Below are 15,885 nucleotides of genomic sequence, written 5' to 3'. Positions count from 1 at the left end.
GTTAGATTACATACAGATAAAGCTGATGTTTTTTATGTAGCATCAGCTTTCTTTTTTATTGCTAAATATAATTTTATAACATGCTCTTTTTGTTAACAAATAATAAACGATATATACAACAGTAAAAATAATTACTGCAAAAAGAATAGGTAATATAAAGGCACTGCTTTTCCCTAATAAATCATCCATTAACGCGGTTTTATAGGCAACTAATGCAAAAATGCTATGTGCTAATCCTATTATGTAAGGAATGCTAAATAAGGTGAAAATCTCTTTACTTATTATTCTTTTTATCTTCTTTTGGTTATAGCCCATTCTATTTAAGATAATAAATTCATTTTCATTTGACATCATGCTTGAAAGGTTATGAAAATAGAGAATACTACCTGTTGCAATAAAGAAAATGATAGTAACGAAACTAATGAGCAAGAACGTTGAACTATTTTGCTGAATAATATAATCATTTTTTTGATAACTGCTTGTAAAATACATATTATTTTTAAATAGTGGGGCTAAGTTTTCATAAATAGCTTTATTATTCCTCATATCTTTTCCATTAAAACTCACTATCGTTTTTTGTGGTAGCTCTAAAGTGTTTATTTCTTTATACAGTTGATCCGAGATAATAAGCGTTCCCACACTATTTGCAAACCCAATGGGATTAAGTAATGTAGTGTCTTTCACTTTAACGTCTATATTAGTTGTGGGAGTTACGTTTAAAGTATATATTTTCCCTTTATCTAGGTCTTCTTTTTCAGGTCGATATTTTACTAGGATGCTTTCATCTTTAGCTAAATGATTAAATTCTACATTTTTATCTTGAACATGTATTAACTCTCTGTAATTAGACTCAGAGATAAGATCAAATCCGTGCTCCTTTTTTATACTATATTCTTTTGGTAAACTCCCAGAATTAGATTTCACGTTAATAATGGTTGTTTCAGTATAGTTTATACTTTCTTTACCGACAGTGTTTTGTACAGTTTGTAGTGCTTTATTGGCTACTTCTTTATTTTCTAATGGAAATTCAATAGCTGAAGGTACGATACGTTCTGTAGCGGCAACCGGATAGTATAGTGTCAGTAAAGTAGAACTGAAAATAGCTAAAGTTCCAGCGGTTAATAAGGTTAACAAAATTAAAGTTTTTGCTTTTGAACGAATTTTAAATATAAAGTTTGGGGTGACGATAATATTGGATTCTTTATAAAACCATATTTTATTTTTCTTTAGCTTTTGAATCGCATATGGTAAAAATGAATGAATAAAGAAGATTGTCCCTAATATTACACTGAACATTGTTAAGAGAGCGATTGGTGAAAAGCCAATTGTTTTCCACAAGGATTGCACGCCTCGTGTAATATCGAGAGCTAAGAAATAGCCAATTAAAATTAAAAATAATCCTAGTAGTGAAAAAGCTGTATTAATTTTCACTTTATTTTCTTCCTTTTGTTCCATACGTACTAAAGTTAGTAAGGAACTTTTTCGAAGGATAATCCAATTTGATAAAGATAAAACGAAAAGAACAGCAAAGATAAAAATAAAGGTGAATAGTACTGCATCAAGGTTAATAAATGGTACTTTAGAAGTATCTATTTGTAATTTTAATATTTTAATTATCGCTCCTACAATTCCTTTATGAGAAATAGCACCAAAAATAATTCCTACAAATAGGGCAGCAAAGCAAATGATAATATTTTCAAAAGTTAACAGTGTTAGCATCGTTGATTTTCTATATCCTAAAAGGGAGTAAATGCCGAGTTCGTTCATTCTTTTTTTCATGAAAAATGTATTAGAGTATGACATATAGAATAGTACAAATGCCATAACAAAGATCGCCACCGTTTTTGACATTGTTTCTACTCTACCGTCAGACGAAATCTTTTCCATAACAATGTCGTTCATGGAAAAAGAGATAAAGGAGAAAAATACCATCAGTACAAAAGCTACTGAAATAAAATAGAATGAATAGAAGGAGAAGTTATTCTTTAAATTCTTTTTTGCGATTGTAAATAATCCCACAGTTCAATCTTCCTTTCATATTTCTAGTTATATCGATGTTCATCAATTTTAGAGATTTCTTTTAATATTTCTTCAAAAAATTCTTTTCGATTTTGTTTATTTCTCTTTAATTCTTTTATAATGTTCCCGTCTTTGAATATTAAAATTCTACTAGAAAAACTAGCTGCATAGGCATCATGAGTTACCATTAAAATTGTAGTTTGAAGCTCCTCGTTTACTTCTTTTAATTTTTGAAGTAGTTCTGTTGCAGAATTTGAATCTAATGCGCCTGTTGGCTCATCTGCAAATAAAATACTAGGCTGCTTCGCAAGGGCTCTTGCAGCTGCAACTCTTTGTTTTTGTCCACCCGACAGTTGACTAGGATACTTGCCTAATTGTTCAAATATTCCAAAGCGCCGTGCTAAACTTTCTATTGTTGATTCAATTTCCTTTGGTGATTTTTTTAACAGAGTAAGGGGAACCGCAATATTTTCCTTTACTGTTAAGCTATTAAGTAAAAAATACTCCTGAAAAATAAAACCTAAATAATCTTTCCTAAAATCAGCAGATTTATTATTGTTAAGTGTTTGGATGTTGAACCCGTTTATAAAAACATCGCCATCTGTAGGTGTGTCAATAGTGGATAAAATATTTAATAAAGTTGTTTTTCCAGATCCAGAGGCCCCCATGATACCTACAAATTCTCCCGCTTTAATATCAAATGACACTTTATTAAGTCCAGGTAATTGGTTTTTGTTATAAATCTTTGTTACATTCCTTGCAGATACTAATGCATTCATTTTATTTACTCCTTTTCATCTATTTATATATGAAGTGTATCTTTTGATATATATAGAAGCATGAGTAAAAAGCGCAATTTTGTATTACGAAATGGTGTAACTGATAATAAAAGGAGAAAAATAACTTTGTGTTTTCTTTTTTGAAGTTGTATAAGTAATAAAAAATTATAGATATATCATGATAGGGATATGCCTAAAAGAAGTATGGACGTTAGCCTGTGAAATGAGGGAAGTTCAACATAATGGACATATACGTTGCTTATACATGTAAAGTAAGATGTCATAAAATGAATAAAGACTTCTAATTTTCGTGCACTTTGATTATGTAGAAATAGGGGAGATGACATGAAAGACAATACGTCTAAGAAAATTTTATTTATTCAATCAGGCATTCCTTTTTATTACCCAATGATCGAAGAAGCAATTTTGCATAGTTTACAAAAGGTAAACAGTAATACAATTATGGTGAACCCAGAACGAGCGATAAAAACCGCATTAAAAATGAAACCGGATTTTATTTTGGTACTCGGTGGTTTAAACGAGGGAATTATTAGTGTCATGCCAGTACTAAAGAGTGCGGGTTTTACTACTGGGCTTTGGCTGACAGATGATCCGTATTATACGGATGTAACACAACATCTTGTGCCGCACTATGATTACATATTTACGCAAGATTTAAATTGTATCAAGTTTTATAGAGGATTAGGATGTAAGAATGTGTTTCATCTTCCGTTAGCAGCAAATCAAAATGTGTTTAAACCTTCTCAGAAAGAAGATACATATATGTATGATCTTAGTTTTATAGGTACAGCATTTGAAAATAGACTTACCTTTGTTGATTCCATTTCAGAATATTTGGCAGAAAAAAACACAAAAATTGTGGGGTTTGGTTGGGAGAAATTAAAAAATTATGAGAGATTAAAGGATAAAATACAACTCCTGCCACTTGCGAAGTATGAGGATGCGTTACAATTTTACGTATCGACTAAAATCAATATAAATTTACACCGTGCATCAAATGATCAGGAATTGAATTGTAATGCTGCAAATATCCAAGCCTATTCAGTAAATAATAGGACGTTTGAAATTAATGCCGTAGGTTCTTTTCAATTAACGGATATACGTCCGGATGTAGCAAAACATTACATACCCGGTGTTGAAATAGAAACTTTTAATAGTGCACGGGAGTTTATACAAAAAGCGGAGTATTATTTGGAACATGTACAAGAAAGAAAACAAATAGCAAAAAATGGACTGGATAGAACTTTGAGAAATCACACATATGATAAACGTATAGTGCAACTATTAAACTATATTCATTTCATAGGTGTGAAGATGTAGTCTAACCATTAACTTAAATGATCAGCGTTTCGTGCTTTCTAACTATCGTATTCTATAAAAATTATTTGCGAAAAAGGGATTTGAATAAATTTATCCCACTTTAATGGGCAGTAAGTCCCCACCTCAAAATGGAGCGAAAGCAAAGAAGTTAAGTGGGGGATCAACTGCCCATAAAAGTCCGATTGGTGAGGGCTAATAATCAGTGGGGGATGAAGAAAACCCCCACTGATTAAAGTTTCACTTTATAGAATTTATTTATTCTGAAAAAACAATTTTGCATGCAAACTAATTTATATCTAATAATTAGAGGAGAGTAAAAATGAATCACTTTTTTGTAGAATTTGGCGAATGTGAAGCGAGTGTTTGTGAATGGGGAGATAAAAGTAAACCTCAAATCATTTGTTTTCATGGTTTAGGAAGTACAAAATTAAGTTTTATACAGATACAGGGCACCTAATGCATTGGGATAGGCCAGAAGAGATTGCCGAGGATGTTTTACATTGGTTCAAATAAAGAAGGTCCGTTGTTCGCATTTGAGCAACGGATTTTCTTTTGAAAAATTGAATGTAGTTGTCATAACCAGTTCCTTGTAAATAAAGATAATAAAGCTAGCTATAAGTCCAGGAAAGTTTTTGGAGAAAAGTAAGCCTAATGCTCAAAACTGGCTCAGGGTTCTTGATATAAATGTGTGTATTCAGCTTCAACCGCGAGATGTAGTAGCCCCGTTATCATGAATAGTTTGTAAGTCTCCTAAATTGAAGTAACCAAGATTATGTAAACAAAAATCGCCTGCTTCTATTGGATTAGGTTTCTTGTGAATTTTAAATTAAAGGTCTTATCCAAAGTTGAGAAAAATCAACATAGCCAAAATATTTCATCTTAATATTCGTTAAATCTGATGAAAAAGGAATTTGACGTGTTTCATAGTATAAGGGAATCATAATAGAGGATTCTATCAGTTCTTTTTCAAGATTCTTATTTAATAAAGGCCACTCTTCAAAATGTGTATGTTTGTATTTAGATAGTTGGTTTCTTAGTGATTTATTTGTTTTTAAAACTTTAGCCAATGGTGAATATCTAGCTGTTAAAAAATAATAAAATGATATCTCTTGATTCATCTCGAATACTTCACCATGAATAAAAAGGTCGACTTGTTCATTAAGTTTTTCATCCCTAAGATAGTTTTCAAATGGAACCCATTTAACTTGAAAAGGTATATTTTCTTTTTCTAAGATATTCATTAACCATTTTGTGGTTGCTTCTGTATACTGAGTAGCTTTTATAATAAGTGGTTCTTTAAATTCAGGACGTTTTCTTTTTGGGATATTGATTTGGTGATCTATGTCTTTTAAACAGCTTTTAATATTTGGGATTTTTTGAGAATCATATTCATGAATATGATTTATATTGTTAGCGATAATAGAATGTAAGTAATTACGAACATCTATGTGCTGAATGGAAGAATCGCGCCAAGCATTCATAATTATAACGCCAAAACCGGAATTCCTTTCTACTTGAAAAGTAGAATTACATTTATGATGTTTGGAAGATTGATAAATAGTATCAAATTCCAGAGGGACTTGAATGAATTCTACTGTATCTAGCAAAGGTCTTTCTTGAAAATAATCATGAAATGCTATCAATGATGTTTTCTCCAGGCTATTCTCTCCTATATAAAAACCACCGTTTCCTATGATTTGACCGTTATTTTCTTTATAAATACTTGTATTTATCATACATAACATTTGTAAACAATAACTACACCCCTTTGGGTAATGGATATCAATAATTAGTGGTGATACAACTTCTATTTTTTCTATGGGTGCCCATAAGTCTTTATAGTATGTATGACTGCGTAATTTTGAGAGACATAATTTCACATCAGACGCTGTTAAGATGGAGCCATCATGAAATTTTATAGACTTTTTTAAATATAGTCTAAGCGTAGATGGAGTTAAATCCCAACTGTGAGCTATTTCAGGGAATATGTTCCCCTTTTCATCCATATAAACAAGTCGATTAAAAACATTCGCAACAATATGTGCACTATGTACATCGGCAGCCTCGAGCGGATGTGTTGTTAAAAGGGGCTTCCTTCTAGGAATAATTAATTTGTCATCTGAATTATGTATATAGCCAAATTTTGAATGAAACTTAGTCATTAAGCGTAGTTTACTGTTTGGAGACCAATTATATAGTAAATATTTACTACTTTTTTCAACAGGCTGTTGGTCCATAATTTTCATTACTTGTGACTCATAGATTTGTTCTACATTTTTCAACCATTGGAGAGAGGAGGGGTTTCCTCTACCTTTTCCAGGAATGAAAGTTAGCCAACCTTCATCCATCCATTTATGTAAGTAACGTACGGTTTGCTTTGTACTTAAATTTAAAAAATCTGCTAGGTCTTGTATTTTTATATTTCCAGAAGAAAATGATTGCCATAGATTCAGTAAAGTTTTATCCATTTTCCTATCTCCTTTTATAAGTGGACATGTTTTTCTGAAGGTGTCCATTTTTAATTTGATAAGTCTAGTTTAATATAACATTAGACAAGGGGAGGAGATACGATGAATTGGAAAGAATTTGAACAAAATATAAAAGTACGCTTAATTACATCATTTTTTAATCGTGCTGTTACATCAGCAGTAATGCCTTTTATGGCATTGTTTTTTGCTCAAGAAATAAATAAAGTATGGGCTGGTTTATTTTTAATCTTAACGGTTATGTTAAGTTTTTTTTCAAATTTAATTGGAGGTTACATTTCAGATCGATTTCAACGAAAGAAAATCTTATTGTTAACTTCTTTTTCTAGTACTTTGATGTTTTTATTCATGACTGTAAGCTTATATCCGACAGATAAGATGATTTGGTTATTTGCAATCGCTTATGTAGGTTTTATAATAACTAGCAGTCTTGGGCGTCCATCCATGCAGGCTATCATCATAGACTCAACTACACCGGAAAATCGAAAGGCTGTCTATACAATTGACTATTGGCTTATGAATCTTTCTATGGCAATTGGTGCAGCATTAGGTGGTTTTTTATACATTAATCATCAACAAGAGTTGTTTATACTACTGACTTGTGTTTCTGCTACAGTACCGATTGCTTATAAAATTTGGTTAGTTACAGAAGTTAAAGAGTGCTTAGAAAAAAGGCAGGAAAATATAGTACTTGATCTAATTCAAAATTATAAAATTGCTATTCAAGATAGAGCATTTTTAAGAGTCGTAATAGGGTCTACTTGCATATTTGCGGCAGAGTTTTCTTTAAACAGTTATATTGGTGTACGACTTTCAGAAACATTCAATCCAATAAACATTGGGAACTTTGAAATAGTAGGAGTGAGGATGCTAAGTATTCTTAACATACAAAATATGCTTTTAGTAGTATGTTTAACATTTATTATAAATAAATTTACAGATCATATAAGTGGGAAAAAGGCGTTACTTTTAGGTCTTGTGCTCTATGGGATAGGCTATGTGGCAGTAACATCTTCAAACACTTGGTACATACTAATTATTTTTAACTTTATTGCTACTGTTGGTGAACTTGTTTACTCACCAATCAGAAATGCAGAACAAGCTAATATGATTCCAGCTGACAAGAGAGGATCATATTCAGCCTTTGCGGGTCTATCAGATATTGGGGCGGACCTAATTGCAAGAATGACTATTATCGTCGGTGCATTCTTAATTCCTACGATGATGTCTGTTTATATTGGTATGATTGTAATAATAGGTGCATTTTTCCTATATAACGGTCTGTTTGTTAGAACTAGTAGTCAATCACAGGAAAGATTGAATAAAATTTCAATATAATATAATACCTAAAATGAAATATACACTATTCTTTCTATAGGATCGTAGGATAAGTGTGTAAAGAGGGATTATACAACTTTGGAGGAATTATCATGGTAAAATATATTTCGATTCTTGGTTCAACTGGCTCAATTGGTACGTCTGCATTAGATGTAGTCACTTCTCATCCGGAACATTTTAAAATTATTGGTTTAACAGCAAATCACAATATTGACCTTCTCGAACAACAAATACATACATTTCACCCTCAGATTGTAAGCGTAAGTACAAAAGATTTAGCAGATGCACTTCGGAAGCGAATTTCTACGGACACAAAAGTCACATATGGAACAGATGGATTAATTGAAGTTGCAACTTACCCTGATTCTAATCTTGTATTATCTTCAGTTGTCGGTGTCTCTGGTCTCCTTCCAACAATTGAAGCATTAAAAGCGAAAAAAGATATAGCAATTGCGAACAAAGAAACATTAGTTGCAGCAGGGCATATTGTGACAGATTTAGCGAAACGAAACGGCTGCCGCTTAATTCCAGTAGATAGTGAGCACTCTGCCATTTTTCAATGTTTAAATGGGGAAAATACTCAAGAAATTGAGAGGCTTATTGTTACTGCTTCAGGCGGTGCATTTCGAGATAAAACACGTGAGGAAATGGAAATCTTACAAGCTAAAGATGCCTTAAAGCATCCCAACTGGTTAATGGGAGCAAAACTAACCATTGATTCAGCTACATTAATGAACAAAGGCTTTGAAGTTATGGAAGCACGTTGGTTATTTGATATCCCGTATGAGAAAATTGATGTTTTAATTCATAAAGAAAGTGTTATTCATTCTTTAGTTGAATTTATAGACGGATCCATCATGGCACAGCTCGGTGCCCCTGACATGAGAATGCCAATTCAATATGCATTCCATTATCCAACTAGATTACAATCAAACTATAAAAAATTAAACCTACTAGAGATAGCTAGCCTACACTTTGAAAAACCAAATTTCAAAAAATTCCCTTGCTTACATTATGCGTATGAATCAGGAAAAATTGGTGGTACAACACCAGCTGTCTTAAATGCAGCAAATGAAATTGCAAATTCGCTATATTTACAAAATAAAATTTCATTTTTTGATATTGAAAAAACAATTTATTCTACTCTTGCAGCTCATCATAGCATTGCAAATCCAGATTTGAAAACAGTATTAGACGCCGATCGTTGGGCTCGTGAATATGCAAACGAATTATTAATTAGAAAATGAAATACGAGCTAGAACAGAACTCGTCTTTTTTAGCTCTCCATTTTATGTGTTCTTTTGTTTTCATACATTTACATTCACGGAATTGTAAAGAAATGTGTTTAAGATATCGCATGCAGAAGGATTTATAGTAATTATTAGTTATGCTCATTGGGAAAGTCCTTTTTAATTAATATAAGCTATATACGGAATAAAGAAACCTAAAAAAAATTGGAGGTAATTATGAAAACTTTCATATATATGGTTAGACACGGAGATTCACCAAAGTTTGGAAAAGAAGCAACAAGAGGATTAACCGAAAAAGGAAAATTAGATGTTCAACGAATAACAGATATATTACAAGGTGAGGGAATCGACGTTGTTATCTCGAGTCCATACAATCGTTCAATTCTAACTGTTCAGCAGTTAGCGAAGCAAATAGGACAAGAAGTTTTAGTATTTGAAGACTTAAAAGAGAGAATTTTTATTGCTGAAGAGGAACGAATGTCGGATAAAGAATTATTTCCTTTGATAGAAAAGTCATTTTTAGATCCCGACTTTGCTTTAACGGGAGGAGAGTCTAATGTCGACTGTCAGAAACATGCTATAAAAGTCTTAAAAGAATTATTAAACACCTATCGAGGACAAAAAGTAGTAGTAGGCACTCATGGAGCTATTATGACGTTGATGATGGGGTATTATGACAGTAAGTATGATTTGAATTTTTTACTACAGACATCAAAGCCAGATATATATAGAATGGAATTCAATGGACAGGAATTGGTGGAGGTTAAAAGATTGTGGGAAATTTCATAGATTGACTTTATTCATCCATAGCTTTTCCTAGTGATGTGTATTATAAGCAATAGGGTTACTGCGGTAACTCTTTTTCTTATGGCACTGACGGGGGACTGATTTCAACAATCTAAAAAATTCGGTTTCTTAGCGTACAAAATTCACGTTTTGTTCTTGCTATCCCGAGGTGAAATGGGAGGGAATGTTTTTGAACAGGATATCTTTAAAGCTATTTTTTAAATCAATCCTATTTCTTTTCATGTGCGGTATTGTTGTTTATTCTATATTTCAGATTATTTTTGTCTGGAGTGTTTCGACAGGATTAGGAAGGGATGATATAGTCGGATTTTCAGATAATAAGTATGTAATTGGACGTCCACCTGTTAGCTATAATTTATATAAAAAAGATAGTGGAAAAACTATATTAGATAATGTTATTGGTTATAAAAAGGGAAAAACTAAAAGCTATGTTCGAAATGAAGTTGAATTTGTAGTGATAGATGAGATACAGGGTAGCTATGAACTGTATAAAATAGAAAACGCTTCAGAAAAGGAGATAGCATGGCTGAAAGAAATGAAGAAATTAGAATAATAGAGACTATCTGAAAGGTAAAGAAGCACACTTGTTATTGTTAGATCTAAAAAATGGTTTAGGCTGATAACTGGGTTTTATTTTATGAAAAGAATTATTATTAAAATAAAGCATTAGGGGTTCAGTCCCATGCCCTCAAGCTAATATTTTGAAGTGTCCTCAAAACGAAAATGGGGAACTACCAATTTCTTAAGTTGATGGGCATGGGGTATCGCTAGCATTTGGGAAAAAATCAAGCTAAGCAAAAATAAAATAAGCCATCCGTTTGGACAGTTCATTTACATAATTCTCGTTAGCGGGAGTTATCAATAATTCATATATGATAAAACTCTTAATTTAGTAATTTGCGTAGTACAAGCCGTAACCAAATCTATTAATCTGACATACCATATGAAGGTAACTTTAAATTGATAAAAAAGTTGCAAAGGAGGTGAATATAAAGTGGCATCATTTGAAATTGGAGCAAGATCTCTTTTCAATTTTCGAAACCAACGTTTTTTCTTATTAGTTGAAGATGAAATTACAATTCCAGATAAAGGTGTAGAAATTGATCCAGTTAATATCTACGAAATTGACGAGCAAACTTTCAATCTTATCAGAGATGAAGGTGATACACCTGTAATTGTACCAAGTGATGAATTTCCAACTGTACCACCTGGATTTAAATTAGAACGAAAATGTATTTTTACAGTCGATAATGCATACTTTGTAATCTATGATTTAGAAGATGGAACTGATAACAACGTCCTATTAAGAATCAGTGCAGCTTTATTTAACTCATTGAAAAATTCCGGTGTTCGTGAATGTGTACCTCAAAATTTCATTTGAGAACATAATTTGATTAAACCTCAAATGGAATACCCTTTGAACAATTTAACCCTTAGTAGAAAACTACGAGGAGTTAAATTGTTATGTAAAAAGTTTTTTTAATTATTAGCAGTTTTTGGCGGTTCGGCAGGTACAATTGCTAGTCCAAGTCGAGCAACCTAAGAAAAGCAAATACCCCAAAACGAGAAAATTAGCATATTCAGGTGAAAATGTACAATTTTTTTGTTTTGGGGGTATTATGAAATTCTTAAGTTGATGGGCATGCAACTGTACCCCATATTAGAAAAAACGATATTTTGATGCAAAGTTATCGTGCAAGCAAGAGCATTAAAGTTCTATCGCCAATTCTTTTTTTGCTATAATGGATGCATGGCAGAAAACAGATAGAAAGAAACTGCTAGTAATTTATACTTAAAGTAGGGAGTTTGAACAAAGTTATGGGAACAGAAAAAGAAATTAGTTCCGCTAAATTAATATGGAAGATGACGCGCCCGCATACATTAACGGCGACGTTTTCTCCTGTAATTTTAGGGACAGTGGCATCACTTTATGTTGCCGAAATTGATTGGCTTTTATTTATTGCGATGATGGTTGCATGTTTAGCATTGCAAATCGCGACGAACTTATTTAATGAGTACTATGATTTTAAACGTGGATTAGATACCGCTGATTCTGTTGGTATCGGTGGGGGAATTGTCCGTCACGGATTGAAACCAAAAAATGTGTTAACAGTTGCACTTTTATTGTATGTAGTAGCAGCAATTATTGGATTTTATATTTGTATGAATAGTAGCTGGTGGTTAGTCGTTATTGGTTTAATTGGAATGGCGGTTGGCTATTTATATACGGGTGGTCCATTACCAATTGCGTACACTCCATTTGGAGAATTAGTATCTGGATTGTTGATGGGGACATGCTTTGTACTTATTGCTTTCTTTATTCAAACGAATACGATAACGACTGAAAGTGTATTGATTTCTATTCCGATTGGAATTTTAGTCGGTGCAATCAACATGTCGAATAACATCCGAGATATCGAAGAAGATATTAAAGGTGGAAGAAAGACATTAGTAATCCTCCTTGGAAGAGAAAAAGCAATAGTAACATTAGCTGTAGCCTTTTTCATTGCTTATTTATGGATCGCAGTAATTGTATTGATGGGTTATATAAGCCCTTGGGCATTAGTTATGTTCTTAGGTTTGAGAAAGCCAATCTCTGCCATTCAAAGTTTCCAAAAAGGTGCAAAGGATCCCGGGTATATGCGCATCGCAATGAAATCAACAGCGATGACAAATACGATTTTTGGCTTTTTATTATCGGCAGGATTATTAATCAGTTACTTGTTTTAAATAAAAAATATTATTACGTGACTAAACCCGAATTTCTCAATTTTAATATAGAGAAATTGGGGTTTTATTTTTATAGCGTGTATTTCCCTTTTAATCAAAAGCAAACTTTAAAAACAAATAAAAATATCAAGCATGTGAGCATCAAGAACGGAAGTGCATGGAATATACATCTTTAGCTTGATGGGTATGTGGCGGTACCCCTATGCCAATCAAGCTAACATTTTGAAGTGCCCCAAAAACGAAAATTTCATCTTCTCATAGGTGTCTATGAGAGTTGAACTCATCTTTTCGTTTTGGGGTAATTTTGAATTCTTAAATTGATGGCAATATGGTGAGACCCTTTAATCATAATTAGCATTATGATAATAGTTATTTAAGCTGGGCACTCGTCCATGGGGACGATATTCTATGTGAAAGGTATTATGTTATTACTTGTATTGAGGCTCTTCATGTTCAATTTGTTGAAGACGAGGATTTAAAGATTCAATAATTTCTTGAGCTTGTTGTGCTGCACCTTTATATAATTGTTTTGCTTGCTTGTTATCAGTATCAAGAACAAATCCTTCTAGGCATGCTTGAGCACTCTTTAATCCAGCGATAGTTTGTTTCAGTTTAGTGCTTACTGTCATGTAGTATTCCTCCTTGTAAATGTATTTCAAAATATAGAATGCCTATTTTGTTATCATCGTACGACTTCCAATTTTAGGGTTATGCGAATGAGAAATTTTATAGTTAATCATTCAAAGAAGGATTTTTTTAGCTAATAGATGCATGGAATAGTTTTGTCCTAATAACAAAAACTAGCAGAAATAAAACGATAATATATAAAGGAGATTAAATGTGCTGAAAAAGATAAGGAGAATTTTCCGAGTGTTCCTCTTTTTATTTATCGGTGGATGTTTAGTTCTGTTTGTTTGGGGTGAAATTGACAGAACGATAGCCGAAAAAAATGGGGTATTTAGCCAAAATTCTAGTCAATACCCTATGCGTCAAAGTGATATTACTTTGTATACAGATGGGAAACAGTTAAACAATCAACTATTCTCAGATATAGAGAAAGCAAAGCATTACGTGCATGTTAACTTTTTTTCTATTGCTGATGATAAAATAAGCCATCAGTTTCTAGAGTTATTGCGGAAAAAAAGTCAAGAAGGTGTAGAAGTATACTATGCTTTGGACAGGTTAGGTGGAATTTTACTAAAGAAAAAGGAAAGAGAATTATTAGTTAAAAAAGGAGTTCATTTTACATATTACAATAAACCCGCTTTCCCTTATCTTTTTTCTTCTTTGGATCATCGGAATCATCGTCGTATTTCAGTTATTGATGGAAAGGTTGGTTACATTGGTGGATTCAACATTGGAAAGAAGTATTTGGGGGAAAAAGAAAAACTTGGTTATTGGAGAGATTATCATCTTCAAATACGAGGAGAAGGAGTTCAAGATTTAGAACAACAATTTGTATTAGACTGGAAGAGAAACTCAGAGAAACCGATTCCGATACACAATGCGGTAAAGGAAAAGGGAGCAATCTCGCAACGATTTACTGCATATTATAGTGGAGAAAAACTTGGGCAAGATTATAAAATGCTGTTTCAACAAGCAAAAGAATCCATTATTATATTAACACCTTATTTTATACCAAAAGACAGAACTATTTGGAACGCATTAGTAGATGCAAGAAAGAGGGGAGTCCGTGTCAAAATTCTATTCTCACCTCATTCGGATGCACTATTAGTTAAAGAAGCAGCATATCCATATATCCGAAAAGCATTAAAACAGGGGATGGAAGTATATGGTTACAAAAATGGGGTGTTACACGGTAAAGTATTTTTGATTGATGAAAAAGTATTGATGGTTGGGACCGTGAATTTTGATTCACGCTCGTTTCATTTAAATGAAGAAATGAACTGTTATATTCATGACCCTATCTATATTTCGAGAATAAAACCAGTGATTAATGCAGACTTACAAAATTCAAAGCAAGTAACATCCTCTGACGTCAACCAATTATCTATAAAAGAAAAAATAAAAGAAAAGGTTGCAAAAATGTTTGAGTATTATTTGTAAAGACAATGTATTTTTATACTTGGATAACAGGGGCTATATGCTTAGTGATTTTACATATTTTCCATGGAATCAGCTGGGCAGTTGCTACAAGTTCGATAGAAAAGGCTGTGATTGATGTATTCCACGATCTCTTCGTGGAGAAGCAATGGTATGGTTAGATCTTTGGGTAATCTTAGGTTGATGGCGGTACCCTATCGCCATCAACCTAAGAAAACAGGTCACCCCCAAAACGATAAATAGGCTTTTTCACAATAAAACCTAAAAATTTCGTTTTGGGGGTGTTATAAAACTTTATCTTGATGGAAATGGGGCAGTACCCCTGGTTTTAAGTTAAAAAAATCCCCGGAAATAAACCTTTTATAAATATGATTATTTTATTTCGAGGGGCTCCTTATAAATCTTAGCTATATATTTTACGAAATCAATGACGGGATAGTGTATGAGTGAACGGTGCTGCGTAAAACGGATCCCTTCTTTTTCCATTTTTGAAATGAGTTGTTCAATTTCCAACTCTTTTTGTTGTATCCTATTATAATTTTGATATACAATGTTTTTCCATTGATAGGAAGAACCGTGAAAAAAATTCTCTCCTTTTACCCTGTGACTAAATATAATTTCTATTTTTTCTCTACGTTGTTTTTCCTTCATATGCGCTTCCGTTGACTGCATGTTTATCGCCTCTTCCCTTTTTGTTGTATACTGTTTCACAAAGTTTGGTCTAACTCATCATAGCCAATGTACATTAAGCTTGTTGGGAATTGTCGTTTAAGGCTATCTCATCAACTGTATTTTTTTCAAGCGCTTAACCTAATATATTGGATTATAATCTTACGTCTAAATAAGTTGATAGTGTACATAAAACACTATCAATCTTTATTATAAAACGATTCTTTATAGGCATGCACCTTTTTACACTCACTAAAATTTACAACATGACGAGTATCTTTATCCATGAATGTTATTCTGTATTTACTGAGGTTAGTTTTTTATTTTGACTAACTAACATATTGTATGCCTCATTATCTATTTTATAAAAAAGAAAATAGCTATAACGGTCCCTCTTTTGAT

Annotated in this window: 13 protein-coding genes and 1 pseudogene; 9 read left to right on the top strand and 5 right to left on the bottom strand. The window is 32.5% G+C overall.

Annotation, left to right across the window (positions count from 1 at the left end):
* Positions 1–42 precede the first annotated feature (42 nt).
* Together ACZ76X_RS03365 and ACZ76X_RS03360 are read right to left on the bottom strand one after the other, a co-directional pair.
* Positions 43–2,019 carry an FtsX-like permease family protein gene (locus ACZ76X_RS03365; RefSeq protein ID WP_479849531.1) on the bottom strand — a complete coding sequence of 659 codons (1,977 nt, stop codon included), beginning with the start codon at positions 2,017–2,019 and terminating at the stop codon, positions 43–45.
* 23 nt (positions 2,020–2,042) lie between these two features.
* Positions 2,043–2,798: an ABC transporter ATP-binding protein gene (locus ACZ76X_RS03360; RefSeq protein ID WP_479849530.1), complete on the bottom strand. Its 756-nt coding sequence runs from the start codon at positions 2,796–2,798 to the stop codon at positions 2,043–2,045.
* Between the two features lie 345 nt (positions 2,799–3,143).
* On the opposite strand from ACZ76X_RS03360, the gene ACZ76X_RS03355 reads away from it, so the two are divergent.
* Positions 3,144–4,139 carry a CgeB family protein gene (locus tag ACZ76X_RS03355; RefSeq protein WP_479849529.1) on the top strand — a complete coding sequence of 332 codons (996 nt, stop codon included), beginning with the start codon at positions 3,144–3,146 and terminating at the stop codon, positions 4,137–4,139.
* A gap of 319 nt (positions 4,140–4,458) precedes the next feature.
* Positions 4,459–4,584, top strand: a pseudogene (locus tag ACZ76X_RS03350) (alpha/beta hydrolase); the annotation flags it as partial.
* A gap of 376 nt (positions 4,585–4,960) precedes the next feature.
* Here ACZ76X_RS03350 and ACZ76X_RS03345 read toward each other — a convergent pair.
* Positions 4,961–6,607, bottom strand: coding sequence for an ABC transporter substrate-binding protein (locus tag ACZ76X_RS03345; RefSeq protein ID WP_479849528.1), 1,647 nt, complete (start codon positions 6,605–6,607; stop codon positions 4,961–4,963).
* 102 nt (positions 6,608–6,709) lie between these two features.
* Here ACZ76X_RS03345 and ACZ76X_RS03340 point away from each other — a divergent pair, with 102 nt between their 5' ends.
* The 6 genes from ACZ76X_RS03340 to menA all read left to right on the top strand — a co-directional run bounded on the left by ACZ76X_RS03340 (position 6,710) and on the right by menA (position 12,750).
* Entirely contained in the window at positions 6,710–7,963 is a 1,254-nt protein-coding gene (locus ACZ76X_RS03340; RefSeq protein WP_479849527.1) for an MDR family MFS transporter, read from the top strand.
* 92 nt (positions 7,964–8,055) lie between these two features.
* The gene (locus ACZ76X_RS03335) at positions 8,056–9,210 is read left to right on the top strand and encodes a 1-deoxy-D-xylulose-5-phosphate reductoisomerase (RefSeq protein ID WP_479849526.1); all 1,155 of its coding nucleotides are present in this window, start codon (positions 8,056–8,058) and stop codon (positions 9,208–9,210) included.
* A 219-nt stretch (positions 9,211–9,429) separates the two neighbouring features.
* The gene (locus ACZ76X_RS03330; RefSeq protein WP_479849525.1) at positions 9,430–10,002 is read left to right on the top strand and encodes a histidine phosphatase family protein; all 573 of its coding nucleotides are present in this window, start codon (positions 9,430–9,432) and stop codon (positions 10,000–10,002) included.
* 187 nt (positions 10,003–10,189) lie between these two features.
* Positions 10,190–10,573 (top strand): hypothetical protein, encoded by a 384-nt coding sequence (locus ACZ76X_RS03325; RefSeq protein WP_479849524.1) that lies wholly within the window; start codon positions 10,190–10,192, stop codon positions 10,571–10,573.
* 441 nt (positions 10,574–11,014) lie between these two features.
* Positions 11,015–11,401, top strand: coding sequence for a hypothetical protein (locus tag ACZ76X_RS03320; RefSeq protein WP_000135755.1), 387 nt, complete (start codon positions 11,015–11,017; stop codon positions 11,399–11,401).
* 437 nt (positions 11,402–11,838) lie between these two features.
* Positions 11,839–12,750, top strand: a complete 912-nt coding sequence (gene menA / locus ACZ76X_RS03315; protein WP_046959892.1) for a 1,4-dihydroxy-2-naphthoate polyprenyltransferase — start codon at positions 11,839–11,841, stop codon at positions 12,748–12,750.
* 428 nt (positions 12,751–13,178) lie between these two features.
* On the opposite strand, the gene ACZ76X_RS03310 is transcribed toward menA, so the two are convergent.
* Positions 13,179–13,379 (bottom strand): DUF1657 domain-containing protein, encoded by a 201-nt coding sequence (locus tag ACZ76X_RS03310; RefSeq protein WP_000218931.1) that lies wholly within the window; start codon positions 13,377–13,379, stop codon positions 13,179–13,181.
* Positions 13,380–13,590: 211 nt separating this feature from the next.
* Here ACZ76X_RS03310 and ACZ76X_RS03305 point away from each other — a divergent pair, with 211 nt between their 5' ends.
* Positions 13,591–14,817, top strand: coding sequence for a phospholipase D-like domain-containing protein (locus ACZ76X_RS03305; RefSeq protein ID WP_479849523.1), 1,227 nt, complete (start codon positions 13,591–13,593; stop codon positions 14,815–14,817).
* Positions 14,818–15,186: 369 nt separating this feature from the next.
* Here ACZ76X_RS03305 and ACZ76X_RS03300 read toward each other — a convergent pair whose 3' ends face one another.
* Positions 15,187–15,486 (bottom strand): hypothetical protein, encoded by a 300-nt coding sequence (locus ACZ76X_RS03300; RefSeq protein WP_001191994.1) that lies wholly within the window; start codon positions 15,484–15,486, stop codon positions 15,187–15,189.
* Positions 15,487–15,885 lie beyond the last annotated feature (399 nt).

The sequence above is a fragment of the Bacillus sp. BC05(2025) genome (assembly GCF_056725905.1).
The sequence above is the reverse complement of the archived record's forward strand: the minus strand, read 5'-3'. Positions and strand labels throughout refer to the sequence as shown.